This is a genomic window from Amycolatopsis sp. NPDC104775 (genome assembly GCF_055583325.1).
Map to the genome: position 1 here is coordinate 1,053,084 of NZ_JBVJOE010000001.1, position 23,990 is coordinate 1,077,073.

Annotated in this window: 18 protein-coding genes; 8 read left to right on the plus strand and 10 right to left on the minus strand. The window is 69.1% G+C overall.

Going from position 1 to position 23,990, the window contains the following annotated elements; genetic code table 11:
* Nucleotides 1-5: 5 nt before the first annotated feature.
* Nucleotides 6-797 carry a YqcI/YcgG family protein gene (locus tag ACZ63D_RS04590; RefSeq protein WP_465352912.1) on the minus strand — a complete coding sequence of 264 codons (792 nt, stop codon included), beginning with the start codon at nucleotides 795-797 and terminating at the stop codon, nucleotides 6-8.
* 843 nt (nucleotides 798-1,640) lie between these two features.
* Entirely contained in the window at nucleotides 1,641-2,615 is a 975-nt protein-coding gene (locus tag ACZ63D_RS04595; RefSeq protein WP_465352913.1) for a nucleoside-diphosphate kinase, read from the minus strand.
* 204 nt (nucleotides 2,616-2,819) lie between these two features.
* On the opposite strand from ACZ63D_RS04595, the gene ACZ63D_RS04600 reads away from it, so the two are divergent.
* Complete coding sequence (locus tag ACZ63D_RS04600) at nucleotides 2,820-3,857, plus strand: CobW family GTP-binding protein (RefSeq protein ID WP_465352914.1); 1,038 nt, start codon at nucleotides 2,820-2,822, stop codon at nucleotides 3,855-3,857.
* 751 nt (nucleotides 3,858-4,608) lie between these two features.
* Here ACZ63D_RS04600 and ligD read toward each other — a convergent pair.
* From ligD to ACZ63D_RS04615, 3 genes are read right to left on the minus strand one after another with little or no spacing between them, the layout of a single operon-like run.
* Nucleotides 4,609-5,625 carry a non-homologous end-joining DNA ligase gene (gene ligD / locus ACZ63D_RS04605; RefSeq protein WP_465352915.1) on the minus strand — a complete coding sequence of 339 codons (1,017 nt, stop codon included), beginning with the start codon at nucleotides 5,623-5,625 and terminating at the stop codon, nucleotides 4,609-4,611.
* Entirely contained in the window at nucleotides 5,622-6,698 is a 1,077-nt protein-coding gene (locus ACZ63D_RS04610) for an ATP-dependent DNA ligase (RefSeq protein WP_465352916.1), read from the minus strand. Before ACZ63D_RS04610 ends, ligD begins: the two co-directional genes overlap by 4 nt.
* A 41-nt stretch (nucleotides 6,699-6,739) precedes the next feature.
* Nucleotides 6,740-7,876 (minus strand): DUF1015 family protein, encoded by a 1,137-nt coding sequence (locus ACZ63D_RS04615; RefSeq protein ID WP_465352917.1) that lies wholly within the window; start codon nucleotides 7,874-7,876, stop codon nucleotides 6,740-6,742.
* Between the two features lie 87 nt (nucleotides 7,877-7,963).
* On the opposite strand from ACZ63D_RS04615, the gene ACZ63D_RS04620 reads away from it, so the two are divergent.
* Entirely contained in the window at nucleotides 7,964-9,490 is a 1,527-nt protein-coding gene (locus ACZ63D_RS04620; RefSeq protein WP_465352918.1) for an MDR family MFS transporter, read from the plus strand.
* Here the strand turns inward: ACZ63D_RS04620 and ACZ63D_RS04625 are convergent.
* Complete coding sequence (locus ACZ63D_RS04625; RefSeq protein ID WP_465352919.1) at nucleotides 9,487-10,371, minus strand: TIGR03854 family LLM class F420-dependent oxidoreductase; 885 nt, start codon at nucleotides 10,369-10,371, stop codon at nucleotides 9,487-9,489. The two genes, ACZ63D_RS04620 and ACZ63D_RS04625, sit on opposite strands and share 4 nt — an antisense overlap.
* 64 nt (nucleotides 10,372-10,435) lie before the next feature.
* Complete coding sequence (locus ACZ63D_RS04630; protein ID WP_465352920.1) at nucleotides 10,436-10,879, minus strand: MarR family winged helix-turn-helix transcriptional regulator; 444 nt, start codon at nucleotides 10,877-10,879, stop codon at nucleotides 10,436-10,438.
* A 105-nt stretch (nucleotides 10,880-10,984) separates the two neighbouring features.
* On the opposite strand from ACZ63D_RS04630, the gene ACZ63D_RS04635 reads away from it, so the two are divergent.
* On the plus strand, nucleotides 10,985-11,380 hold the full coding sequence (locus ACZ63D_RS04635; RefSeq protein ID WP_465352921.1) for a DUF5313 domain-containing protein: 396 nt from the start codon (nucleotides 10,985-10,987) through the stop codon (nucleotides 11,378-11,380).
* A 12-nt stretch (nucleotides 11,381-11,392) separates the two neighbouring features.
* Nucleotides 11,393-12,322, plus strand: a complete 930-nt coding sequence (locus ACZ63D_RS04640; protein ID WP_465352922.1) for an RluA family pseudouridine synthase — start codon at nucleotides 11,393-11,395, stop codon at nucleotides 12,320-12,322.
* Here the strand turns inward: ACZ63D_RS04640 and ACZ63D_RS04645 are convergent.
* Together ACZ63D_RS04645 and ACZ63D_RS04650 are read right to left on the minus strand one after the other, a co-directional pair.
* Complete coding sequence (locus ACZ63D_RS04645; RefSeq protein ID WP_465352923.1) at nucleotides 12,315-13,088, minus strand: class I SAM-dependent methyltransferase; 774 nt, start codon at nucleotides 13,086-13,088, stop codon at nucleotides 12,315-12,317. The two genes, ACZ63D_RS04640 and ACZ63D_RS04645, sit on opposite strands and share 8 nt — an antisense overlap.
* Nucleotides 13,089-13,177: 89 nt before the next feature.
* A complete protein-coding gene (locus ACZ63D_RS04650) occupies nucleotides 13,178-13,783 on the minus strand; it encodes a hypothetical protein (RefSeq protein WP_465352924.1) in 606 nt (201 codons plus the stop codon).
* A gap of 137 nt (nucleotides 13,784-13,920) precedes the next feature.
* Here ACZ63D_RS04650 and ACZ63D_RS04655 point away from each other — a divergent pair, with 137 nt between their 5' ends.
* Both ACZ63D_RS04655 and ACZ63D_RS04660 read left to right on the plus strand, forming a co-directional pair.
* Nucleotides 13,921-14,499, plus strand: a complete 579-nt coding sequence (locus ACZ63D_RS04655) for an ArsR/SmtB family transcription factor (RefSeq protein ID WP_465352925.1) — start codon at nucleotides 13,921-13,923, stop codon at nucleotides 14,497-14,499.
* Between the two features lie 41 nt (nucleotides 14,500-14,540).
* Nucleotides 14,541-15,167 (plus strand): alpha-ketoglutarate-dependent dioxygenase AlkB, encoded by a 627-nt coding sequence (locus tag ACZ63D_RS04660; protein WP_465352926.1) that lies wholly within the window; start codon nucleotides 14,541-14,543, stop codon nucleotides 15,165-15,167.
* Between the two features lie 677 nt (nucleotides 15,168-15,844).
* Here ACZ63D_RS04660 and ACZ63D_RS04665 read toward each other — a convergent pair.
* Nucleotides 15,845-17,122 carry a cytochrome P450 gene (locus ACZ63D_RS04665; RefSeq protein ID WP_465352927.1) on the minus strand — a complete coding sequence of 426 codons (1,278 nt, stop codon included), beginning with the start codon at nucleotides 17,120-17,122 and terminating at the stop codon, nucleotides 15,845-15,847.
* A gap of 252 nt (nucleotides 17,123-17,374) precedes the next feature.
* Here ACZ63D_RS04665 and ACZ63D_RS04670 point away from each other — a divergent pair, with 252 nt between their 5' ends.
* Both ACZ63D_RS04670 and ACZ63D_RS04675 read left to right on the plus strand, forming a co-directional pair.
* Entirely contained in the window at nucleotides 17,375-20,467 is a 3,093-nt protein-coding gene (locus tag ACZ63D_RS04670) for an ATP-binding protein (protein WP_465352928.1), read from the plus strand.
* A gap of 789 nt (nucleotides 20,468-21,256) precedes the next feature.
* A complete protein-coding gene (locus ACZ63D_RS04675) occupies nucleotides 21,257-23,980 on the plus strand; it encodes a P-loop NTPase fold protein (protein WP_465352929.1) in 2,724 nt (907 codons plus the stop codon).
* Nucleotides 23,981-23,990 lie beyond the last annotated feature (10 nt).

The window sequence follows — 23,990 nt, forward strand, 5'->3', positions numbered from 1 at the left end:
TCCGATCAGGTAGGGGCGACGGCCCCGTCCGGCTGCGCGGTTTCGTTCGCCCGGAAGGAAAACGGGCAGGTGTCGGTCTGGTCGGTGTCTTCCTCGGGCAGGCCGTACTGCCACCATTCGAGCCCGGCGACGCCGTAGGAGCCGAGCTGGCGGGCGCGCGGGACGCCGTCGTAGCGTTCGATCCTCGCCCGGATGTTGCTGCGGACCTTGCGGCCGCTCGGGGTGTCGCCCGCGACGACGTCGAACCGCTCGCGAGGATTGACCACGAGCACGAAATGCTCGCCGAGGTTGCGGCTGCGCCGGACCTCGTGCGCGGGGTTGCTCATGTTGAAGAACAACGGCATCCCGTTGAAGCACATGGACCACGAGCTTTCGCCGGGGTCGGTGCCGACGTTCTCCGGCCACGGCGCGGGGTCGGCGTGGTGCAGCTTCTGCAGCACCTCCCAGCCGAACGCCTGGTACTCGGCGACCGACCCGGCGGACACCGCCGCGGGCGAGAACACGATCAGCAACGGGTACGCGGTGTCGAGATGACCGTTCCAATCCCGGGAAAGCTCGACGTAATCCGCCAGCTCGGCCCCGAGTCTCGCGATGGCGGCCGGTCCGGCGTCCTCGGCGAAGGCGAACAGCAGCAGTCCCTTCCGGAACGCGTTTCTCGAGAAGACACAAGGGAAACCGCGGTCGGTGAGCCTGGACTCGACGTCGCGGAAGGCGCGGGCGCGCCAGTCGTCTCCGAGTTTTTCGGCCTCCTGCTGGGTGATCAAGGTCGTGCTGCGGGATTCGAGCAGTCGGTGCATTCCGGGCCTCCGGGAATGTTCTTCCTCGGGATACGCAGTCCTTTCCGCCGTCCGGCCGGGCCGCAGTCGCGCGGACGTCGGTCGAGCAGGAATTTCTCCGGCAGTCCCGCTGAACGGATTCCGGCTGGTCGACGGCCGCCCCGGCGCGGTGTCGATCGTCCGGGCAGTGCGAAGCGCCGCCGGCCGCTGCGGACGGTGGCGCGTGGTCGTGTCCGGCTGCCGCCGTTGGGGCGCGGCATGCCGGATACGGTGGTGTTTACCGGGTGTTCGCGCAGCCGATCGGCCCGGTGCCCGCCCGCGGCGCGTCCGGGGCTCACCCGCACCCGTCCGTCCCCAGCGCGGCGCTGTGCGAGCCGCGATCGGGAGCCGCTGGAGGTCATTCCCCCACTGGACCAGGGCTGCCTCTCAGACTCTATGGACCCCGGCAAACCCGCGCAGCGACCAACCGGGTGAACAACATTCTACGGGAAATCGAGGAATGATTGATCCTTTGTCGAGACAAGCCCCGGAATCGCCCAATCGGCCTGCGACATCCGGCGCAGTCCGCGGCCGAGGGGGTACGTTATCGCCCGTGATGACTGGTCTGTACCACTGAAACCCACTGGCACTACGGACAAATCGACTATGTCCACAGTGGACTATCAAGGGCCGGGGGATTTCGGTAAATGCCACGGGCACTCGCTGAGTACACCGTCGTCATCCTCCGGCAACAGCTGCCGAATCCGCCGGAAGTCAGCGAATTTAAACGATTTCAGGAGAATCGCCTTGCCTAGGCGTCAGGTGCGGCGCACGTGCTCAAACGTTCGGCGGTTCTTGGCTCACTGCTCATCGGCCCTTCACCCGCTAGGCGAACGCCGAGCCCTGCGCGATCCAAGCCTCCGGCGAAACGGCCGGTAGCAGCGCATGCGGCACTGGACGTTCGTTGTGCACCACGAAGGACGCCGTCACGATCACGTCCCAGCGGTCGGCTCGGTCGAAGGGCACCAGCCCGGCCAGCTCGTCCCAGGTGATCCGGTCGGCACCTTCGACAACTTCCCGCAACCGGGCGACCGCGGCGTCGCCTGCCACCGGCACCAGCCGCTCCAGCGTCGCCTCGATGTCCAGGTCGTGCGCCGGGCAGTCCGCTTCGATGGCGGCGATCTCGGCTCGCGCCTGCTCGGTGCGATCGTCGGTGAGATGCGCCCGCAGGTCCTCGAGAAACCGGAGCCGTTCCGGACGGTCCAGGAAAATCGCCAGCTCGCGCACGATGTCCGCGGGTTCGTCGCCGACATGCACGAAATTCAGGATCCGGTTGGGCGGGTTGAGCTTCGTGCGCAGATGCCGCGGCTCGCGCTGCGCCGGATCGCCGACGCCCTTCAGCTCGCAGAGCCGGGTCGTCGCGGGCAATCCGGCTTCGGGCCGGACATCGCGCGACAGGAACAGCAGCACGTCGCTGGTGAGATACCAGAACGTGCACAGCTGCAGCCGGTCGACGGTGTAGATGTGCCAGTCGTAGCGCCACACCTCGCGCATCGAATGCCGGGTGTAGCCGAACCGCGTGGTGGCGACCGGCACGAAACCGTTGTCCGCCAGGTACTCCATGATCGGGCCGAGCCTGCGGCCGACCACCGCGTCCGGTTTGACCACGAGCATCGCGAGGCCGCCGAGCACGGCGGCCGCGTCGTCGCCGAACACCGCGAGCAGGTCCGCCCAGCCTTCGCGGAAATACAGGTCGTAGCCGAATACCTCGCGTTTCTCCGGCACGACCGACAACTGCCGCCATTCCTCTTCGGTCGGCATGCCGTCGACCCGGTCCGGTCTGCCTGGCGTCCAGATCATCCGTCCATCCTGGCACATCGGAGCGGGCGGCCAATCTCTTTCGCGGAAGCGCAAATTCCCTCGGTGCCTGCCCACGGGTCGGCCGTCTGTCCGCTGTGGACCAGCGTCGCCGCTGCCGCCGTGACGGCTGGTCCGGAGTGCCGCCCGCCACACTGGGCGACCCCAGGTATCGTCGACGGCCCGGACGACAGGAAGGGTGGACGCGTGGCCAGGCAACGGGTTCCGGTAGTGCTCGTCGCGGGTTTCCTCGGCGCGGGGAAAACCACGATGCTCAACCATCTGCTCGCCAACCGCCAAGGCGTCCGGGTCGGCGTGGTGGTGAACGACTTCGGCCAGGTGAACATCGACGCGCTCGCGGTCGCCGGGCAGGTCGACACGATGGTGTCGCTGGGGAACGGGTGCCTGTGCTGCGCGGTCGACGCGAGCGGGCTGGACGCGATGCTGGGCAAGCTGTCGCGGCCGGAGGCGGGCATCGACGTGATCGTGGTGGAGGCCAGCGGGATCGCCGAGCCGCGCGACCTGCTGCGGCTGATGATTGCGAGCGAGAACCCGGACATCCGGTACGGCGGGCTGGTCGAGGTGGTCGACGCGGTGGAGTTCGAGGCCTCCCGGACTCGGCATCCGGAGCTGACCGAACATCTGCGGGTGGCCGATCTGGTGGTGCTCAACAAGGTCGACCGGGCCGGGGCGGAGGCGCTGGCCAAGGTCCGGGCCGTCGTGGAGGAGCACGCGCCGGGGGTGCCGGTGCTGGCGACGGAGCGGGGGCGGGTCGATCCGGGGTTGTTTTTCGATCCCCGGCCTCGGGAGAGTTACGGGCAGTTGTCGTTTGACGATCTGCGGGAACATGATCATTCCGAGCATTTGCACGCGCGGTACGAGAGCGTGTCGTTCACGGCTGACCGGGCGCTTTCGCCTCGGCGGTTTCTGGAGTTTCTGGAGAGCCGGCCGGCTGGGCTGTATCGGGTGAAGGGGCAGGTCGATCTGGGGGTGCCGGAGGCTCGGTCGCGGTTCGGAGTGCATACGGTGGGGGCGTTTGTGCAGGTCGAGCGGTCGGTGTGGCCGAGCGGGCCGCGGCGGACGGAGTTGGTGTTGATCGGGGCCGGGATTGATTCCGGGGCGATTGAGCGGCGGTTGGCGGAGTGTGTGGTCGGGGACGAAGGGGTGGATGAGCGGGGGCTTTTGCGGTTTCTCCGGTATTTGGACGAGCCGGATGAGGGGGCGCGGCACGCCGAAGAAGCGTAAACGCGCGGATTGGCGGCGGAGGGGTCGCAGTATGGCGTGGTAGCTCGAATCAGCCTCTTTTGGAGGACGAGTTCCCATGGTGAAGACTGTCACCGCTCGGTGGTACTTGGTGGGGGCGCTGCCGGAGGATGATCCGGTCGCGCATGTGATGACCCGGGCGGATGATCTGCGGTATCGGCGGACTGCTTGCGGGGAGCGGGAATCGCGGAGCTGGACGCCGGTGGATCTGGCTGAGCCTGGGGGGCGGGAGGTGACGCCTTGTGCTGGGTGTGCGGCGGCGTTGGCTGGGGAGCCGGGTGGGGTCGGGTTTGAGGAGCAGTTGGCGTTTGATTTGCCGTTGTGAGGGGGTCGGCTCGTCGCCCTGGGGGGCGACATTGCGCCCGGGGTGGGGCGTGGGGCACCCCGAAGGGTGATTGTGCTGACGGTTCTGGGGTGGTTGTCAAGGCGGGAAAGATGCCTTGACAACCACCCCAGAACCGCAGGGAAGGCTTCGTATCGGGGTGTGGGGGCGGGTGTGGGTGCCTCGATCGTTGGGTGCTTTCAGCGGCGGTTCTCGGGCGGGGCTAGCGCCCCGATGTGGCATTGGGTGCGTCGCGGCTAGCGGGGGCTAGGGCTTGGCCGTAAAGGGCCTCTTGCGGGAATCCAGGTACGTGAAGGTTCCCCTCACGTACGGCGGCGGGTCGTGAGGGGAACCCTGAGGGAATCAGAGTCCGTGAGGGTGGCCCTCACGGGCGTTCGCGGGGTGCGGGGGTCAGTCAGCTTCGGCGGCTGCTTTTTTCGCCCGGCTTGGGGCTACCCGGGGCGGTTCGTTCGGCATCTTCGGGTAGACGGGGGGCCAGGGGGCGTCCATCAGGCCGTTCGCCATGTCTTCCCGGGACATTTCCAGCAGTGCCTCGATCGACTGTGGACGGTCGTTCGCCGCGGCCCAGGGGTCGCCCCGTTCCGCGACCAGCGCTGGGACTGTCGACAGGGTCAAGGCGTCCGGCTCCACCGTCTCCAGTTCGTCCCACGCGATCGGGGTGGAAACCTGTCCGCCGACCCTCGGTCGCACGCACCAAGCCCCGAAAACGGTCTTGTGCGGGGCGTTCTGGTTGAAGTCCACGAAGACTCGCGAGCCGCGTTCTTCCTTCCACCACTGGGCGGTGATGAGGTCTGGATGGCGCCGTTCCAGGGCTCGCGCCAGTGCTACCGCGGCTGCTCGCACCTCGTAGCCGTCCCAGCGGGGTTCCAGCATCGAGTACAGGTGCAGGCCTCGCGAGCCCGAGGTCTTCACGTAGACCTCGATTCCCAGTTCGGCGAGGAATTCCCGCACCAGTACCGCGGCTTCGCGCAGTTGCGGGAAGCCGATGCCGGGCGATGGGTCCAGGTCGATGCGCAGTTCGTCCGCGATATCCAACGCTGCCGCGCGGTTCGGCCACACGTGGAAGCCCAGGCAGCCCTGGTTGACCGCCCACAGGACGTGCGCCAGGTTCGCGGCTACCAAGGCGTCGCTGGTGGTGCCGTTCGGGGTGGAGACGACGGCGGTGGTCAGCCAGGCAGGTGCGTTCTTGGGGGTGCGTTTTTGGAACCACGATTTGCCGCCCGCGCCGTCCGGATAGCGTTCGAGCAGCAAGGGCCGTCCACCCAACCGGGCCAGAAGTGGCCCGGCGACAGCCTGGTAGTAGCGGACTAGATCGAGCTTGGTCTCGCCCCGTTCCGGGAAGTACACCTTGTCGGGGCTGGAGATCGTCAGTTCCACACCGTCGAGTTCCAGCGTGACCCCGCTCATCGGGCCTCTCCGAACAGATCGGCCAGTTCGGCTGGCGGGGCCTCTTCCAGTTGCGCGTAGGTGCACGATTCCGGAGTCCGGTCCGGGCGGAAGCGCACCAATCGTCCGCCGTGGCGGAAGCGGCCGCCTTGGAGGTGTTCGTAGCGCACTTCGGCTACCTGTTCTGGGCGCAGCGGTTCCCACGACAGGTCTTTGTCCGGTGCCCATCGGCTGTTGGCGCCGGGTCGGCGCACCTCTTCGGACTGCCATTCCGCCCAGGTGCGCCACGGATGTCCGTCGAGCGCGTTTTCCCGCCACGGGGCCAGTTCCTCGACCAGCTCCCGCCGCCGCGCCGCGGTGAAGCTGCTTGCGACGCCGACGTGGTGCAGCGACCCTTCGTCGTCGTACAGCCCGAGTAGCAGCGATCCGACGCCGTTGCCGTCCTTATGCCATCGGAAACCGGCGACGACGCAGTCCGCGGTGCGCTCGTGCTTGACCTTCAACATCACGCGTTTGTCCTGCTCATACGGCAGGTCGGAGGGTTTCGCCATGACGCCGTCGAAGCCCGCGCCCTCGAATCGGGTGAACCAATCCTGTGCGGTGTCCGGATCCGTCGTGAGCGGGGTAAGGTGCACCCGCTGCAAACCGCTGGAAGGCGCGAAGATGCCCTCCAACGCGCGCCGTCGTTCGGCGAACGGTTCCTCCGTCAGGTCCCGCTCCCCCAGTGCGAGCAGGTCGAACGCGACGAAGCTCGCCGGAGTCTCCTCGGCGAGCTTCCGGACGCGGCTGGCCGCCGGATGCAGGCGCAGCTGCAACGCCCCGAAGTCCAGCCCGCGCGGCGTGACCAGCACGATCTCGCCGTCGACGACGCATTTGTCCGGCAACGCCTCGCGCAGCAGCTCGACCAGCTCCGGGAAGTACCGGGTGAGCGGCCGGTCGTTGCGCGAGCCGAGTTCGACCTCGTCGCCGTCGCGGAACACGACGCAGCGAAAGCCGTCCCACTTGGGCTCGTACCAGAACCCGCCCTCGCGCGGCACCTCGCGCACGGCTTTGGCGAGCATCGGCCGCACCGGCGGCATCAGGGGTAGCTCCACCTGCGCGATCCTAAATGGAACAGACGCTGACCTGCACCTTTTTACCAGCGCGCCAGCACCAGCCCCCCGCGCGGCTTGGGCGTGAAGTACGTGGCCTTACGCGGCATCCGCCGTCCCGCCTCGTGCACCGCCCGCACCGTGTCGAACGGCACCGGGGCCAGCTGCACCACCGCGTCCGCGTCCGGCGGGACCGGGCTGCCCGGCAGCAGCGGGCGCACGTGCGGGCCGTCCGGGTCGAGGCCGAGCATCGAGCCGAGCAGGGTCTGTTCCACCACCTCGTGGTCGATCACCAGCGGATCCACACTCGGCAGCCGCACCCGCAGCACGCGCGATCCGGCCAGCACCACTGCCGTGCCGGGGCAGGTCGGCGGGGTCGAGTCCGCCGCCCAGGCCACGTCGAGCCCGGCGTCATGCCAGGCCGCGAACAGGCTTTCCGCGGTGTGCCCGGTCCCGAGAAGAACGCGGTTGATCGCCCGGATCTCCAGCTGCGACCCCGCGGTGATCAACGCCAGCAGCTGCCCGCTTCCCGCCGCGGCCGCGACGCGGTGATTCCCGTCCGCCACCAGCAGATCGCTCGCCGACGCGGCGTCCAGCAGCCGCTCCTGCATTTCGCCCGCCCGCACCACCCACAGCTCGTGCGGCAGTCCCGCGCGGTCCACAGTGGACACATCGGGGTCCGCCGTGCTCGCCGCTTCCTTGACCGCCGCGGTCAGGTCCGCGCCGTCGCCGACCGGCACGAGCAGCGCGGCGCTCGTGGCGCAGCCGAGGCCGTCCAGCACGGCCGCGCGCTCGGCGACTACCTCCGGATAGACCTCCTCGGTGTGCTTCACGTGCGCTCCGGCCGACGTCAGCTCCCGGACGTCGACCAGGCACAGCACGCCCGCGATGGTTTCGCCCATCCGGTACGCCGCCACGAACCCGGTTTCCGGCCGGTAGTGCCCGGTCAGCAGTCGTTCCAGCGTCGCGCGCGCCTCCGGCAGCGCGGCCTCGACGTCCAGCCCGGCCGCCAGCGCCGCCGGCGTGCGCGCCGGATGCTGCGCGGCCAGCAGCGTGTCCCCCTCCGCCGCCGCGAGCGCCCTGGTCACCGCCTCCGGTTCGGCGAACTCGTCGACATCCGGTCCCGGCACCGCGCCCTGAACGACCCAGCCCCGGCCGATCGGCCGCACCCATCTGTCCATCCCTCCATGATGGCGGTCCGGCGGACGGCGGGGCACCGATCGTTCGGCTGGGGAATGCTTGCCGGGGCGAAGGAGTTTATTCCCGGCATGGGTAGCACGAGCAGTCCGCCCGCGGCGAAACGCGCCGCCGTAGGCCTTCGTTCCGAGCGCGGTCCCGTCCTCGCCGCAGTCATGCTGAGCACCGGCCTCGTGGCCCTCGACAGCACCATCATCGCCACCGCGGTCCCCTCGGTGGTCCGCGACCTCGGCGGGTTTTCCCAGTTCCCGTGGCTGTTCTCGATCTACCTGCTCACCCAGGCGGTCACCGTGCCGCTGTACGGCAAGTTCGCCGACGTCCTCGGCCGCCGCCCGGTGATGTTCTTCGGGATCGCCGCGTTCCTGCTCGGCTCGGTGTTGTGCGGCGTCGCGTGGAGCATGCCGGTGCTGATCGCGGCGCGCGCGGTCCAGGGCATCGGCGCGGGCGCGGTCCAGCCGATCAGCATGACGATGGTCGGCGACCTGTACACCGTCGAGGAACGCGCCCGGGTGCAGGGCTACCTCGCCGGCGTGTGGGCGGTCGCCTCGGTGATCGGGCCGACGCTCGGCGGCGTGTTCGCCGAATACCTCAGCTGGCGGTGGATCTTCTTCGTCAATCTGCCGCTCGGCGCGCTCGCCGCGTGGATGCTCTACCGCAAGTTCACCGAGCAGGTGAAACGCACGCGGCACAAGGTCGACTACACCGGCGCGACCTTGCTGACGCTCGGCTGCGCGCTGCTGATCCTGGCTTTGCTGGAGGGCGGGGTCGCGTGGAAATGGACGTCGGCGCCGAGCCTGGCGATCTTCTCCGTCGCGGTCCTGATGCTAGTCGCGTTCGTGCTGGTCGAACGGCGGGCGGAGGAACCCGTGCTGCCGCTGTGGGTGTTCACCCGCCGCACGCTGATCGGCGGGAACCTGGTCGCGCTCGTCACGGGCGCGGTGCTGCTGGGATTCAGCTCGTTCCTGCCCACCTACGCCGAGGGCGTGCTCGGCACGGACGCGCTCACCGCGGGCTTCGCGCTGGCCGCGCTGACGATCGGCTGGCCCATCGCGGCTTCGCTGTCCGGAAAGATCTATCTGCGGATCGGATTCCGCGACACCGCTTTGATCGGCAGCGGATTCCTGCTCGTCGGGACCATCATCGCGACCTTTCTCGGCTTGGACTCGGTGGTCTGGATGGCCGCGGCGGCCGTGTTCGTGGTGGGCATCGGGCTCGGGCTTTCCTCAAGCCCGACCGTGGTGGCCGTGCAATCGACCGTCGGCTGGGAGCGCCGGGGCGTGGTGACCGCGACCAACATGTTCAGCCGCTCGCTGGGCAGCGCGGTCGGCACGGCCATCTTCGGCGCGATCGCCAACGCCACCCTCGCGGGCCGGTTCGCGAACCCGCCCGCGGCGGTCGCCGGGCACCTTCCGGAGAGCGTCGACGCCACCAGCCGCATCCTCAGCGGCGCGCACGACAACTCGCCAGCGACGGCGTACGTGCGCGAATCGCTCGCCGGAGCCACGCACAACGTCTTCCTGGCGATCGTCGCCGTTTCGGTGGTCAGTGTCGTCGCGCTGCTGCTCATGCCCCGCAAGACCGAGCAGCTGACGTTCTAGTTCTGCAGCGGAACGAGTTCGCGCACGAAATCGTCGAGGAACTGCCGGTAGTCGCCGGAGTATCCGGGCCGGACCACGAATTTCGTGAGTCCGGCTTCGATGTGCTGCTCGATCATCCGGCGGGCCTCGGCCCAGCTGGTGGGCACGAGTTCGGTGGCCGCACGGCCTGGATTGCGCCGTTCGGCCACCTTCCGCAGCCGGTCCGGAATTCCGTGCGGCGCCAGGACCATGCTCAATCCGAAGTGGTCTGACTCGATCTCCCGGCCAGCTTCGGCAGCCGCCTCCTGGATCGCCAGCCTTGCCGCGCGGGACTGCTCCGGCGTGTGGAAACTGCCGAGCCATCCGTCGGACAGCCGACCCGCGCGTCGCAACGCGGCCGGGGCCGCCCCGCCGACCCAGACGTCGAGCCGCTTCGCCGGACGCGGCCCGATCGTCACGCCGTCGACCTGGAAAAACTCACCGTCGAAGGACACGTTGTCCTGTTCGAGCAGCAGGCGCAGCAACGCGAGCGACTCGTCGAACACCGCCGCGCGACGGCCGTCCGGCACCGGAAACAAAGCACGTTCCGCAGGCTGCGCGGGAGTCAGGCCGAACACCGGGAGCACGCGTTTCGGAGCCAGCCCGGCCAGCGTGACCAGCTGTTTCGCCATCAGCACCGGATTCCGTCCGGGCAGGATCGCGACGCCCGTGCCCAGTTTGAGCCGTTCGGTGCGGGCCAGCGCGTGCGTCATGCCGATCAGCGGATCGACATCCGGCGAATAGACCACTTCCGACAGCCACAGCGAGTCGACGCCCGCCGCCTCCGTCAGCTCGGCCAAACCGGTGAATTCCGCCGGCCCGGTCCCGAGCCCCGGAGCCACCCCCACCCGGATCTTGTCCACGCCCGCTCCGCTCTCCTCGACACATTCCCTTGAGCAGAACCGAATCCGGGCACCGGTTCTTCCCTCAGGCGGTCGCTTCGATCACCCGGCCCAGCGCGGCGTGCAGCGCCTCCAGCTCGGAGACCTCCATGCCGAGCCGTTCCACGACGCGATACGGGATCTTCTCCGCCTCAGCGCGCAGCTCCCGCCCCTTCGCGGTGAGTTCGACGGTCAGCTGGCGTTCGTCGGCCCGGCTGCGGCCGCGGGTCACATACCCAACCGCCTCCAGCCGTTTGAGCAGCGGCGACAGCGTCGCGGGCTCGTGCCGCAACGCCGTGCTGAGGTCCTTGACCGACCGCGGCGACTGCTCCCACAGCGCCAGCATCACCAGGTATTGCGGATGGGTCAGCCCGTACGGCTCAAGCAGCGGCCGGTAAATCGCGATCACGCTGCGCGAGGCGACCGACAGCGCGAAACACACCTGCCGGTCGAGCTTCAGCGGGTCCTCGCCAAGGTCGATCTCGGCCACTCGTCCTCCTCGTGCTCGGACCCACTCTAGCGCGGGCTGCACCACACTAATAGTTAGCGTACTAATCATTAGGGTACTATGGACGCAGACCCCCGAGGAGGCACGATGACCGACCGGCCCGGCGTTCTCCGCTGGTTCGTCTATGCGGTGAGCGGACGGCTCCCCGAGCGCTACCGCGAGTGGCTGCTGCACGACGCGACGTCCAAGCACTGGAAGGCCCGGCACGTCCTGCGCGCGACGGTGGGCATCGCGCCGCTGTGCCTGGTCTGGCTGCTGCTGCCGGCCCCGCTCGGGCTGCGGCTGGCGATCGTGCTGATGGCCGCGCTGGTGTCGTACTTCTACTCGTGCGCCTACATGGAGGAAAGCATCGACCACCGGTTGTCCCGCAACGGTTTCCCGCCCGGAACCGGCAAGCGGATCCGGCGCGAGAAGGCCGCCGAGGCCAACGCCGAGGCGACCGCCCGCTACATCGCCGCCTACCGGCAGGATCCGCCCGACTAGACTCGGGAGCCGATGAGACGCAAGCGCCCGGCCCCGATCCCGCCCCGGCACGGCCTTGACCCGGCCCGGCTGCGGCTGCCCGACGAGGGCCCGTGGACGACCCTGCTGGAGCACCTGGTCGAACGCCTGCCCCGGGTCGCCCCCGCGCGGATCGAGGAAATGCTGCACGAGCAGCGGATCCACGGCGAGAACGGTCCACTGGGGATCGACGCGGCGTACGTCCCCGGTTCGTTCATCTGGTTCCACCGCGATCTGCCGGACGAGGTCCCGGTCCCGTTCGACGTCACCGTCCTGCACCGCGACGACCACCTGCTGGTGGTCGACAAACCCCACTTCCTGGCGACCATCCCGCGCGGACGGCACGTCCTGGAAACCGCCTTGGTGCGGCTTCGCCGTTCACTGGACCTGCCCACGCTCTCCCCCGCCCACCGCCTGGACCGCGTGACGGCGGGGCTGGTGATGTTCGTGATCACTCCCTCCGCGCGCGGGGCGTACCAGACGATGTTCCGCGATCGGTTGGTGCACAAGGAATACGAGGCGATCGCGCCTTATGATCCCAACTTGGAGTTGCCCCTGACCGTGCGCAGCAGGATCGTGAAGGAACGCGGTGTGCTCGCCGCACAAGAGGTTCCCGGTCCGCCGAACGCAGAGTCCACAGTGGAACTTCTCGAACACCGCGGCGGGTTGGGCCGATATCGCCTCACACCTGCCACCGGACGGACGCACCAGCTTCGGGTGCACATGAGTTCCTTGGGTATCCCAATCCTGGGCGACGATTTCTATCCGGAGTTGCACGAGAAACCGCTCGACGACTTCGCGAAACCGTTGCAGCTGCTGGCGAAAGTGCTGGAATTCGACGATCCGCTGAGCGGCGAGCATCGCCGGTTCACCAGCCGCCGGACGCTGTCGGCATGGGATTCGCTCGAAGAATGGGCTAGTTGACGGCTACGGCCAGGAAATGCGCACTGGCGTTGATCAGGAGCGGATCTTGTTCGACGAGACGGGCGCAGCGTAGGGCCGCGTCCACGCGTGCGTCGAATTCCTCGATACCGGCCGCATCCAACGCGGGCCAGGCCGGGCCTTCCACTCCGTACACGGAAATCTCGGACAGGCCAGCGGTTTCCAGCTCGTCGCGCAGCTCGTCCGCGGTGTGGAAATGCGCGGGCACGAATCCGACGTGGCCGTCATAGCGCCCCGTTCCGATGACGGTTCGTACTGCCGTGCTCAATTGTTCCGTAAGCTGGCCATTGGTTCCGGTCTCCATGACCGAGAGATAGCGGCTGATCGCGGCGGCGAATACCAGGCCGCCAGGGCGAAGCACGCGCCGGGCTTCGCCAAGCGCCTGCGTCCGGTCACGGGATTCGATCAGGTGATAGAGCGGGCCCAGCAACAGCACGACATCCGCGCTGTTGTCCGGCCAAGTCAAAGCTCGGGCATCGCCGACTTCCGCCGTGACACCCTCGATCTCGGCCGCCTCCGCGACATGCGAGGACACCGGATCGACTACGTGCACCGAATGTCCGTCCGCGGCCAGCCATCGGGCGTGCACCCCGGTCGCCCCGCCGACATCGAGCACCGTTCGCCCGGGTGCCGGCATCGCTCGGCGCACGAGTTCTTGAGTGCGCCGGAATTCCAGTCTGCCGTGCGGCGATCTGACCAGCCGCGTGTTCTCAGTGGTCTCGGTGTCGTAGTGCTCTGCCAAAGCCATGGCCGCAACAGTGACCGGCTTCTCCCGCTGCCGCAACGGAATTCCCATCGGGCGGGTGCCAGGCGGCGGCAGGCACCCGCCCGGGCGAATCACCTGGTCCAGAACTTGATTCCGCTCCACTGCACGGTGATCGGCCCCGCCCCGCTGGCCGTCCGATACGACCCGAACTTGTCGTAATAACTACCCGATGGGCTGTCGTCCGTCTGCTTCAGCGAACCGTTGATGTACACCTTGTGCGAACTGCCGACCTGATTGATCGTGTTGACCCGCACCGAAGTCCCGACAGTCGCGCCGGTCGCCACTGTCTGGCCGTTCTCGACGGTGTACAGCCGCCCGCCCTTCTCCACCGCCAGGAGGAAATACGGCCCGGCGTCCGAACCGTCGCGGAAGGTCTGCTTCAGGCTGATCCGCGACCCGCCCATGCTGGTGATCTTGAAGGAACCTTCGAACTGGTGCGTGCCGCCGGTGTAGGTCTCGTAGCGGCGTTCGGCCCGCTGCTCGCCGCTGCCGTCGGAGCAGGTCAGCTTGAAGGTGAGGCCGCTGACCTGGCCGCAGCCCTTCTGCTGTTCCTTGTATCCCGGCGACCAGGGCTTCCAGGTGCCCCCGCCGACCTGGGCGTCCGCGACCGGGGCGAGAATCGCGATCCCGCACACCGCAGCCGCCAGGGCTCCGCCGATCCGGGTTCTCGTGCGCACGTGCCAACCTCCGTCGAACTCAGGGCGGCGGCAGCGGTACAGGTCCAGACCACTGGCTGTTCACTGTAAGTCCCCGCCCGGTCGCGGACAAGAGCCCGTCCCTTGACGACTTTGTTTGTCACTGCTTGGCTCAGGGAATGCAGGACGTCGAAGTGATCGAGGACCCCGCCGTCGCGGCGGCCGCGCTGGACCCGGTGCGCGCCCGTCTGCTGGCCGCGCTGACCGAACCGGCGTCCGCCGCGGCGCTGGCCGCCCGAGTGGGCCTGACCAGGCAAAAGGTCAATTACCACCTGCGCGCGCTCGAAGCGCACGGCCTGGTCGAACCCGCCGGAACCCGGCAGTGGGGCGGCCTCACCGAACGGCTTTTCGCCGCCACCGCCGGCGCCTACCTGGTCTCCCCCGCCGCCCTAGGCGCGGCCGGCTCCGCCCGGGTGGAGCCGGACCGCTTATCGGTCAGCTACCTGCTAGCTGTCGCTGGCCGGACCCTGCGCGAGGTCGCCGGACTGGCCCGACGCGCGGCCCGTGCGGGAAAACCGCTCTCGACTTTGACTTTGGACACGGAGATCGCCTTCGCCTCCGCCCGCGACCGGTCGGCGTTCACCGATGAACTGACCACCCTCGTGACTGACCTCGTGTCCCGCTACCACAACGAGTCCGCCCCCGACGCCCGCCTGCACCGGCTCGTCGTGACCGCGCATCCCAAGCCCGCGGAGTAGTTCATCCGAACAGGTGTTCGATTGTCGTGTAACGTGGAGGCATGAGTCAGGCATTTCAGGGCTCGCTGTTCGGTGCCAGCGGGCCGGCCACCCTGGGCCCGTCGTCCGGTGTGCAGCGCACCGAACTGGGGCAAGGCGCGTGGATCGACGTGCTGCCGGGATGGCTCGACGGCTCGGACGAGCTGTACGAACACCTGGCGGCCGAGGTCCCGTGGTACGCGGAGCGCAGGCAGATGTACGACCGGGTCGTCGCCGTGCCGCGGCTGCTGTGCTTCTACAGGGAGCACGCGCCACTGCCGCACCCTGTCCTCACTGAGGCGCGCGAGGCGCTGTCCGCGCATTACGCGGCTGAACTGGGCGAACCGTTCCGCACCGCCGGTCTCTGTTATTACCGCGACGGCCAGGACAGCGTCGCCTGGCACGGCGACGACCTCGGCCGCGGCCGCACCGAGGACACCATGGTGGCGATCCTGTCCGTCGGCGCGGCCCGGCATTTAGCGCTGCGCCCGAGAGGCGGCGGGGAATCGGTGCGGTACCCGCTGGGACACGGGGACTTGATCGTGATGGGCGGGTCGTGCCAGCGGACCTGGGAACACGCGATCCCGAAGACCGCCCGGGCGGTGGGGCCGCGGATCAGCGTGCAGTTCCGGCCGAGAGGGGTGCGATGAGGTGAGAGGGGCGGGCCGGAAGGCGCCGTGAGAAGGCCGCGGTGACGGGTTTCGATCACCCGCCCGTCGGCAGCTCCGCCACCTCGTGCCCCGCTGGAATTTCTCGGCTGCGCTACTCCCTGTCACCAGGATGCTGTCGGTTCAGCCGGGTCGCCTAGGTGCTCATGAGCGCACCGCTGGTTCGCTCGCGCCACCGTGCTCGTGATGCTCCGCGTGCGAGAGCATCACGAGCACGTCGTCGGTGCATGCTTTGCGTGCGAGAGCAAGCGCGCTGCCAGTGTAAGCACGCCGCCGCCGGTGCAAACACGGCATCGGGGCACGCTTCGCGTCCGAGAGCGAGCGCTGCCAGTGCAAACACGCCGCCGCCAGTGCAAACACGCCGTCGGTGCACGCTCCGAGCGCGAGAGCAAGCGCACTGTCGGCGCAAACGCGCGGTCGTCGGCGTACTCGGCGCCTGAGCCGCCTCTGGGATCCGCATACGGCAGTCGGCGGAGGCGGCGGTCGATCGCGCCGACCCGTCGCCACAGCGCGGCAGCGCAGCAAACCCTGCGCATCGGCCGCCTTGAGCCAGCCAACCACCTCGGCCAACCCGCCCAAAGCCATGCGCGAATCCACGCACCGGCAGACCACTCACCGGCGCGGCCACGGCAGCCACCCCGGCTCCTGGAGATCCGGCGTCAGTCCACCAGCACCGGCAGCGAATCGAGCCCGTACACGATCGACACCTTCCGGAACGCCAGTTCCTCCGGCTGCACCGCCAGCCGCAGGTTCGGGAACCGCCGGACCAGTGCCGGATACGCCGCCCGCAGCTCCATCCGGCCCAGTTCCGCGCCGATGCACCGGTGGATGCCGTACCCGAAGGCCAGGTGCGAGGACGGCTCCCGGGTCGGGTCGAACTTGTCCATGTCGCCCGCGCCGAGCACCGGGTCGCGGTCCGCGACCGACAGCGACACCAGCACGATGTCGCCCTCGCTGATGTGCACGCCCGCGATGTCCATGTCCTGCTTCGCGAACCGCGGGAACGCCATCTGCACCACCGTCAGGTAGCGCAGCAGTTCCTCGACGAAGCGGTGCACCGAATCGTCGTCGCCCCGGACCGCCTCGAACGCGGCCGGGTCGCGCAGCACCACCAGTGCGCCCAGCGCCAGCATGCTCGCCGTCGTCTCGAGGCCGCCGGTCAGGATGCCGTCCGCGAGACCGGCCAGTTCGCGGTCGTCGATCTCGTCGCCGTGCTCCTTGATCAGCATGCCGAGCAGGCCGTCGCCGGGCTGCTCGCGCTGCTTGCGCACGATCTCCAGCAGGTACCCCAGCGACTCCGAGATCGCGCCCAGCGACGCGCCCGCGCCGCTGAACAGGTCGAACCGCGCGGTGCTCAGCCGCTGGAAGTCCGCCCGGTCCTCATAGGACACGCCGAGCAGCTCGCAGATCGTGAGCGACGGGATCGGCAGCGCGAACTGCTCCCACAGGTCCACCGGGCCGTCGGCGGCGGCCATCGCGTCGAGCTGGTCCGCCACGATCTCGTCGATCCGCGGCGTGAGCCGGGAAAGCCGGCGCATCGTGAACTCGGGCGTCAGCAGCTTCCGCAGCCGCGTGTGGACCGGCGGGTCGGCGAAGCCGAGGCCGCCCGGGTTCTGGTCCTCGGTGACGCCCGCGTTGCCGACGAGGTTCGTGAAGTCGTTGCTGAACTCGGTGCCCTTCCCGAGGACGGCCTTGGCCTCCTCGTACCCGGTCACGAGCCACGCGTTCATCCCGAACGGCAGGTCCAGCTTGCTGATCGGCGCCTCGCCGCGCAGCCGGCCGAGGTCCGGAACCGGGTCGAGGCCCTGGCGGCGCAACGGCTCCAGCGCCGAATCCGGCAGCAACGCCATCTTCTCGAGATCGAAACCGCGCTTCTGCTGGCGGGCGATGTAGCGGCGGCCGGCCCAAGCGAGGATGCGCGAACGGAGACTCCCCATGGCGGCGACAGTACCGCAACCACCCCTTCCGCCGGTCCCGGCCGGAGACGCCCGTCACGCCGCGACCAGCGCGGGTCCACAGTGGACTCCCGTCACCCGGCCAGGTGACGGGCTCCCGGAATTGTCAGACCCCCCGGACAGAATGGCCCGCATCGGCGGCGAACTGCGTGACCAGCCGGTCGCAGCCGGTGAAAGCACGCGACGACACCGCGAGTCCCGTGAGAGGCTCGCGGAGAAAGGGAGGAACCGGACATGACTGCGGCGCTGATCGGGCGGGCCCACCCCGCCGCGACCTTGCGTGCGCAGCTCTCGCGCGCCACAGCCGGCCACGGCGGCTTAGCCCTGGTCGCCGGCGAGGCCGGGATCGGCAAGACCACGCTGGTCAGCGCACTGGCCGAAGACGCGCGCGAGGCAGGCGCGCTCGTCCTCGGCGGCACCTGCTGGGAGTCTGGAGCCGCGCCGGGCTATTGGCCGTGGGTCCAGGTCCTTCGCTCGCTGCGCCGGGAAGCCGCGCCGCACGAATGGGCCGCCGCCAGTTCGCCGGCGCTGTCCGCGCTGCTCGGAGAAACTCCCGAACCGCCGGCCGACGACGGGTTCCAGCTGCCCGACGCGGTCACCCGGGCGTTGGTCACCGTCGCGCAAGCACGACCAGTGGTCGTCATCCTCGACGACTTGCACTGGGCAGACCCGGCCTCGCTGCGACTGCTCGAGTTCACGGCCCGGCACACCTGGTTCGAACGGTTGCTGCTCATCGGCACGTACCGGGATGTCGAAGTGGACGCGCCCAGCCATCCACTGCACGAGCTGATGCTGCCGCTGGTCGCGAAAGCAACCACGATCACGCTCACCGGCCTGGACGAAACCGGGGTCGCCGAGCTGATGAACCGCACCGCGGGCGCGGACCCGGGCGCTGAACTGGCCACCGTCGTGCACCAGCGCACCGGCGGCAACCCGTTCTTCGTGGAGCAGACAGCGCGGTTGTGGCGCAGCGGGAGCACAGTGTCCGCAGTCGCGCCCGGAGTAGCCGACGCCCTCCAGCGCCGGTTGTCCCTTCTCCCCCGCCCAGTCACCGATCTGCTCACCAACGCCGCGGTGCTCGGCCGGGAATTCTCGCTCCACCTGCTCGCCGCCACCGCCGGGGCCCCCGCCGCCCAGGTCGACCATCTCCTCACCCGCGCCGTAGCCGCCAGGCTGGTCCTCGCGCTCGGTGAAGGCCGTTTCTCCTTCGCACACGACCTGGTGCGGGAATCGAGATACGCCGAACTGACGCCCGGCGAAGCACAACGCCAGCACGCAGCGGTCGTACGCGCCAGCGAACACACGCCAGCTCTGGTCGGCGTCGCTGAGCGCGCCCGGCACGCCTACCTCGCCGCTGCCGAGCTTGAACCGGAACAAGTCGTCCGCCTGCTGCTCGCCGCGGCCAAGGACGCAGGTGCCCGGATGGCCTTCGAGGAATCCGTCACACACCTGCGCCGAGCCCAGGAACGAGCGGCGGACGACCGGAGCCAAGCGGTCGTCGCCCTGGAATTGGCCACCACGCTGTGGCGCTTCGAAGAAAAAGACGAAGCCTGGCTTCTCTGCGAAGAGGCCGTCGCCCTGGCTCGCCGCCAGGACAACGCGAACCTCCTCGCCCGCGCTGCCCTCACCCTGTCGAAATTCGGCACCGGTGGCGCACGGCAAGAGTTCACCGCTCAAGTTCTCCGCGAGGCACACGAAAAACTGTGCGGCGGCACCGCGGCCGAACCCCTCTCGCAGGACCGCATCCAGCTCGAACTCACCGCCCGCGCCACGATCCTCGCCCGCGACGACGAGGACGACGACGCGCTGGCGTTCACCTTGTGGGCTCGGCACGACGCGATCTGGGGCCTGGGCAGCGGCGCCGAACGCGAGCGGCTCACCGACGAACTGACCGCCATCGCGCGCCGCACCGGCGACCGGGAAAACGAGTTCTTCGCGGCGTCGCTGAAATGGGTCGCGATGCTGGAACAGGGAGATCCGCGGTACCTCGACCAATTCCACGTGTTCCAAGGGATCGCCGACGAAGGCGTCCGAGCCGCGAAGCTGGCGGAAGCGATCGACCGCAGCATCATCTGCACCTTCCGCGGCCGCTTCGCCGAGGCCGACGCGGCACTCGCGGAAGCTCTGGCCGCCCCGGAAACCTTCGGCAGCAACGATTACGGATACATGCCCGATCAAGTGCGCTGGAGCGCGCTGCTCGTCCAAGGCCGATTCGCCGAAGCCGCCGAACTCGCCCCCACAGTGGCCGACGCCGGTTTCCCACACCCAGCTCTGCTGCGCACCCTCACCGCGGCACTCGCCGGCGACGCGGCCACCACCCGGCACGAACTGTCGGAAGCGCTCGCCGACGGGCCGTACGCGCGCGTCTTCACCCCGTTGTGGCTGCGCTGCCAAGCCCAAGCCGCCTTTGTACTGAAAGACCGCACCGCGGCAGAACGCTTGCTGCGCGAACTATCCCCGCACTCCGGCGAATGGCTGGTCTCCCTGTACGGCTGCGAATTGAGCGGGCCGGTAGACCTGTGGACCGGCCTGCTGCACAAAACCCTGGGCGATCACGAAACAGCCGCCGCCCACTTCACCGCCGCCGCCCGCTCCGCAGACCGGCTGCGCGCCCGCCCCTGGGCCATCGAAGCCCGCCACCACCTGGCAACCACCCTGCTGGACCTAGGCGACACCGACCGCGCGACCACCCTGGCCGATGCCGTCGTGGCGGAAGCAACCGAACTAGGCCTGCACCACCTCACCGCCCGCTCCCGCTCCTCGACGCCGCCACCCGCCCCCGCCAACGAATTCCACCGAACCGACGCCGTCTGGACGCTGCGCTTCGCCGACCGCGAGGTACGCATGCCGGACGCGAAAGGCCTGCGAGACCTGAACTTCCTGTTGAGCAGACCAGGAACCGAAATCCCCGCCGCACAACTGCTTTCCCCCGACGGCGGCCACGAATCGGAAGCCACCCGCACCTTCAGCGGCGACCCTGTCCTGGACGACACCGCGAAAGCCGCCTACCGCCGCCGCCTAGACCAGCTTGACGAAGCCATCGACGCCGCCACCCTACGCGGCGACGATTCCAAAGCCGCCGCCTTGGACTCCGAACGCGCAGCCCTGCTCGACGAACTCCGAACGTCCACCGGCCTGTCCGGCCGGACCCGCCGTCTCGGCGACGAAACGGAACGCGCGCGCAAAGCCGTGACCGCCCGCATCCGCGACACCCTCCGCAAACTGGGCGACCTGCACCCGGAACTGGCCGACCACCTCCGCCGCACCATCACGACCGGCGCGTCCTGCAGCTACCAACCGGAGACCCCGATGACCTGGCGCTTGTAACTACTAGCACGCCCGGGTCTGCCCCAGCCGCCCGCGCCCGGACACGGCAGCAGGCGCGGCGGAGGGGGAAGAGGGAAAAGAAGAGAAAGGAGACAGGCGAGAAGAACGAAACCGCACCGCCGCACCGCCGCACCGCCGCACCGCCGCACCGCCGCACCGCCGCACCGCCGCACCGCCGCACCGCCGCACCGCCGCACCGCCGCACCGAATGAGGGTGACCGGGCGGGGTCGGATCGTGCAAGCGGGCTCTGGTGGCCGGGCGGCCGGCGGGAGGATCGGACTGTCGGTGCTGCAAGCTCGCGCGACGCCAAGCGCGGGCAGGTCGGCGAGGTTCGAGGAGATAGCGGTGCCCGCGGAACCGACGGGAGCCCGGCGAGACTTCGGAGGACACCAGTGTCCTCGGAATCGACGGCAGCCTGACGAAACTTCCGGAGACAACAGTGCTCGGAATCGACGGCCGCTCGGCGATGCCTGGGGTATCGGCAAGGCTCCGGAAACGGCGAGGCCCGGAAGCACAGCAATGCCCTCCGAACCGACGGCAGCCTGGCGAGACTTCGGGAGACAGCGGAGCCCCCGGAACCGACGGCAACCCGGCGAAACTTCCGAAGACAACAGCGCCCGGAACCGACGGCCGCTCAGCAATGCCAGGGAATCGGCGAGGCTTCGGAAACGGCGAGGCTTCGGGAACCGCGTCCTGGCCAAAATCAGGTTGATCGCGCGGCGGAGCCGCGTTGTTGGCTAGGCTGGCCGTCCGCGTCGACGTCGAGGTCGTGGAGGCCGCAGGCTGATATGGCAGGCACACCAACGCTCAACGACTCCGGTTATCTCGGTTCGGCAGGCGGGACGTCGTGCCATGTGGTGCGCACGAACCGGCCGTGGGAATCCGGGATCGACGCTATCGCGGTTTCCGTCGGCGGCACTCTCGGCGGTCTCGGCCGCGCTGTCCGGGAGCAGTTTCCGGAGGCGGGCTGGGACGCGATCGACTTCGACGCGATCGTCCCGGAGCGGCCGTCCGTGCTGGACCTTCGCGGCACCGGGCGGGCCTCGCTGAAGTTCGCCGTGCTCGTGACGCCGCATGAAGACGGTGCCTTCGGCATGCCGTCGTTGCCCGCGATCGCCGCGGCCACCGAAGCCGGGATCCGGATAGCGGCGAGCGCGAACTCGGTCGCGTTCGGCTTGCCGCTGCTGGGCACCGGTGACATCGGGCTCGGGGAGGTGGAGGTCGCCGCGGTCGCGATTCCGGCGGCGGTCAAGGCTCTCCAGACGTTCAGCGGTCCGCGCAGTCTTGTCTTCGTCTGCAATTCCGAACAGACGGAGAACGCGATCCGCGCGGCCTGGGAACAAACCGGGGCCACGAGGTTTTCCGCGGTCGAGCTCGCCGGCGGCATTTCGAACGACCTGGTCGATCCGACGCTGGGCATCCCGCTCGAACGCGACCGGCTCGGGGTCGCGCCCTACGTGTCGATGCTCGCGACAGTGATCGCCGACCGGAGCACTCTGCCGCCGCTGTCGGTCGGGGTGTTCGGGGAGTGGGGGTCCGGCAAGAGCTACTTCATGGGGTTGATGCGGGACGAGGTGGACCGGCTCGCGGGGTCGGGCAATCCGGCCTACTGCGGCGAGATCGTCCAGATCGGGTTCAACGCCTGGCATTACGCGGACCGCAACCTGTGGGCCAGTCTCGGCGACGAGATCTTCCGGCAGCTCGCCGGCCCCGGCCCGAACGCGCAGCAGCGGCGCGAACAACTGCGGGAGGAACTCGCCAAACGGCTTGACCAGGTCACTGAACTCGAGGACGCGAAGCGCCAGGCGCAGGCGAGCGCCGCGAAGCTCCAGGCGGACGTCGACAAAGCCGCGCTGAATCGCAAAGACGCGGCGCGAGTCCTGATCCGCGCGCTGGCCGGGAGCCGGGAAGTGTGGCGTCGCCTCGGGATCCAGGACGAGGCGGAGCAGGGTGCGCTGCTCGTCGAGCAACTGCGCGGCACGTTGTCCGAGGCGGAGGCGTTGCGCAGGTCGCCGAGAGGGCGCTGGGGCAAGGCAGCACTGATCGTGGCCGCGGCCATCCTGCTCGCCGGGTTCTTCGTCGCCGCGATCGTGCCGGTGGCGCGGGAGTGGCTGGCCGGGGTCGGCGTCGGGTTCGCCGCGGTGGCGGGCACCGGGATCGCGTTGCTGAGCGGGGCCAGGTCGGGGTTCCGGGAGTTGCGCGAACTCAGCGAAGACCTCCGTCGCGGGATCGACCGGGGTGCGAGCCGGACGCTCGCGCCCGAGGTCGCCCGGCTGCTCGAGGAGCTTCGGAGGGCGGAGACCGATCAGCGGATCGCCGAGGCGCAGCTGGACGAAGTGGTGGCCAGGGTCGGCGAGCTCGGCCGGGAGCTGACCGAGCTGACGCCGGGCCGCAATCTTTACGCTTTCCTGGCCGATCGCGCGCACGGCGATTCCTACCGGCGCGACCTCGGGCTGATCTCGACCATCCGCAAGGATTTCGAGCACTTGGTCGAGCTGATGGAGGACTGGCGCGCGCATCCCGGTTCGGGCGGCACTCCGATCGACCGGATCGTGCTGTACATCGACGATCTCGACCGGTGCAGCGCACGCCAGGTGGTCGAGGTGCTGGAGGCGGTGCACCTGCTGCTCGCCCTGGAGTTGTTCGTGGTGGTGGTCGGCGTCGACCCGCGGTGGCTGACCCGGTCGTTGCACAGCCGCTACGACGGGATGCTCGACGATTCCCCCGACGCGGCCAGGATCCCTTCGCCGGAGGATTATCTCGGGAAGATCATCAACCTCCCGTTCGTGCTGCCCACCATGTCCGAGGGGAGCCTGCGCCGGCTGCTGCGGTCGCTGACCGACGACCGCCTGCTGGAGCCCGCGGGAGAAGAGCGGCCGCGGACCCAGCGGGTTCCTTCCCCGGTCAGGACGCTTCCCGACCTGGCTCCCGACATCGAAGCAGGGTCCGAAGTAGACAGTCAGAGCCGGCCGGAGCGGGCCGCCGATCCGCCGCGCCCGCTCACGCCCGCGGAGATCGACCTGCTGTCCGAACTGGACTTGCTGATCAGCACGCCGCGCGAGGCGAAACGGCTGTTCAACCTGTACCGGATGCTTCGCGCGACCCGGGACCTGTCCGAAGCCTCGCGTTTCCTCGGCAATGACACCGAACCCGGCGACTATCAGGCTGTCGTGGCGTTGCTCGGACTGCTCACCGCGCCGGGGCTGGTGCTCGAAAAGGCATTGGACACCCTGCCGGACCCGGAACGGTCGATCACCGGCGGCCTCGTTCACCGTCCGCCGGAAAGCACCTGGGCCGGGTTCGTGGCCGACTGCGCACCGCGGCGCCACGGTGACGTCTGGCGCAACCCGGTCGCCGGGACGCTCTGCGACAAGGAAGTGCGGGACTGGCGGCAGCTGCATCGCGGTCTCGCTCACGTGTCCACCGCGCTGCGCGTCGACGCTCTTTCCCTTTTCCAGCAATGGGTTCCGGCGGTCCGCCGCTTCTCCTACGTCTTCTCCCCCATGAGCTGAAACCGCCGCT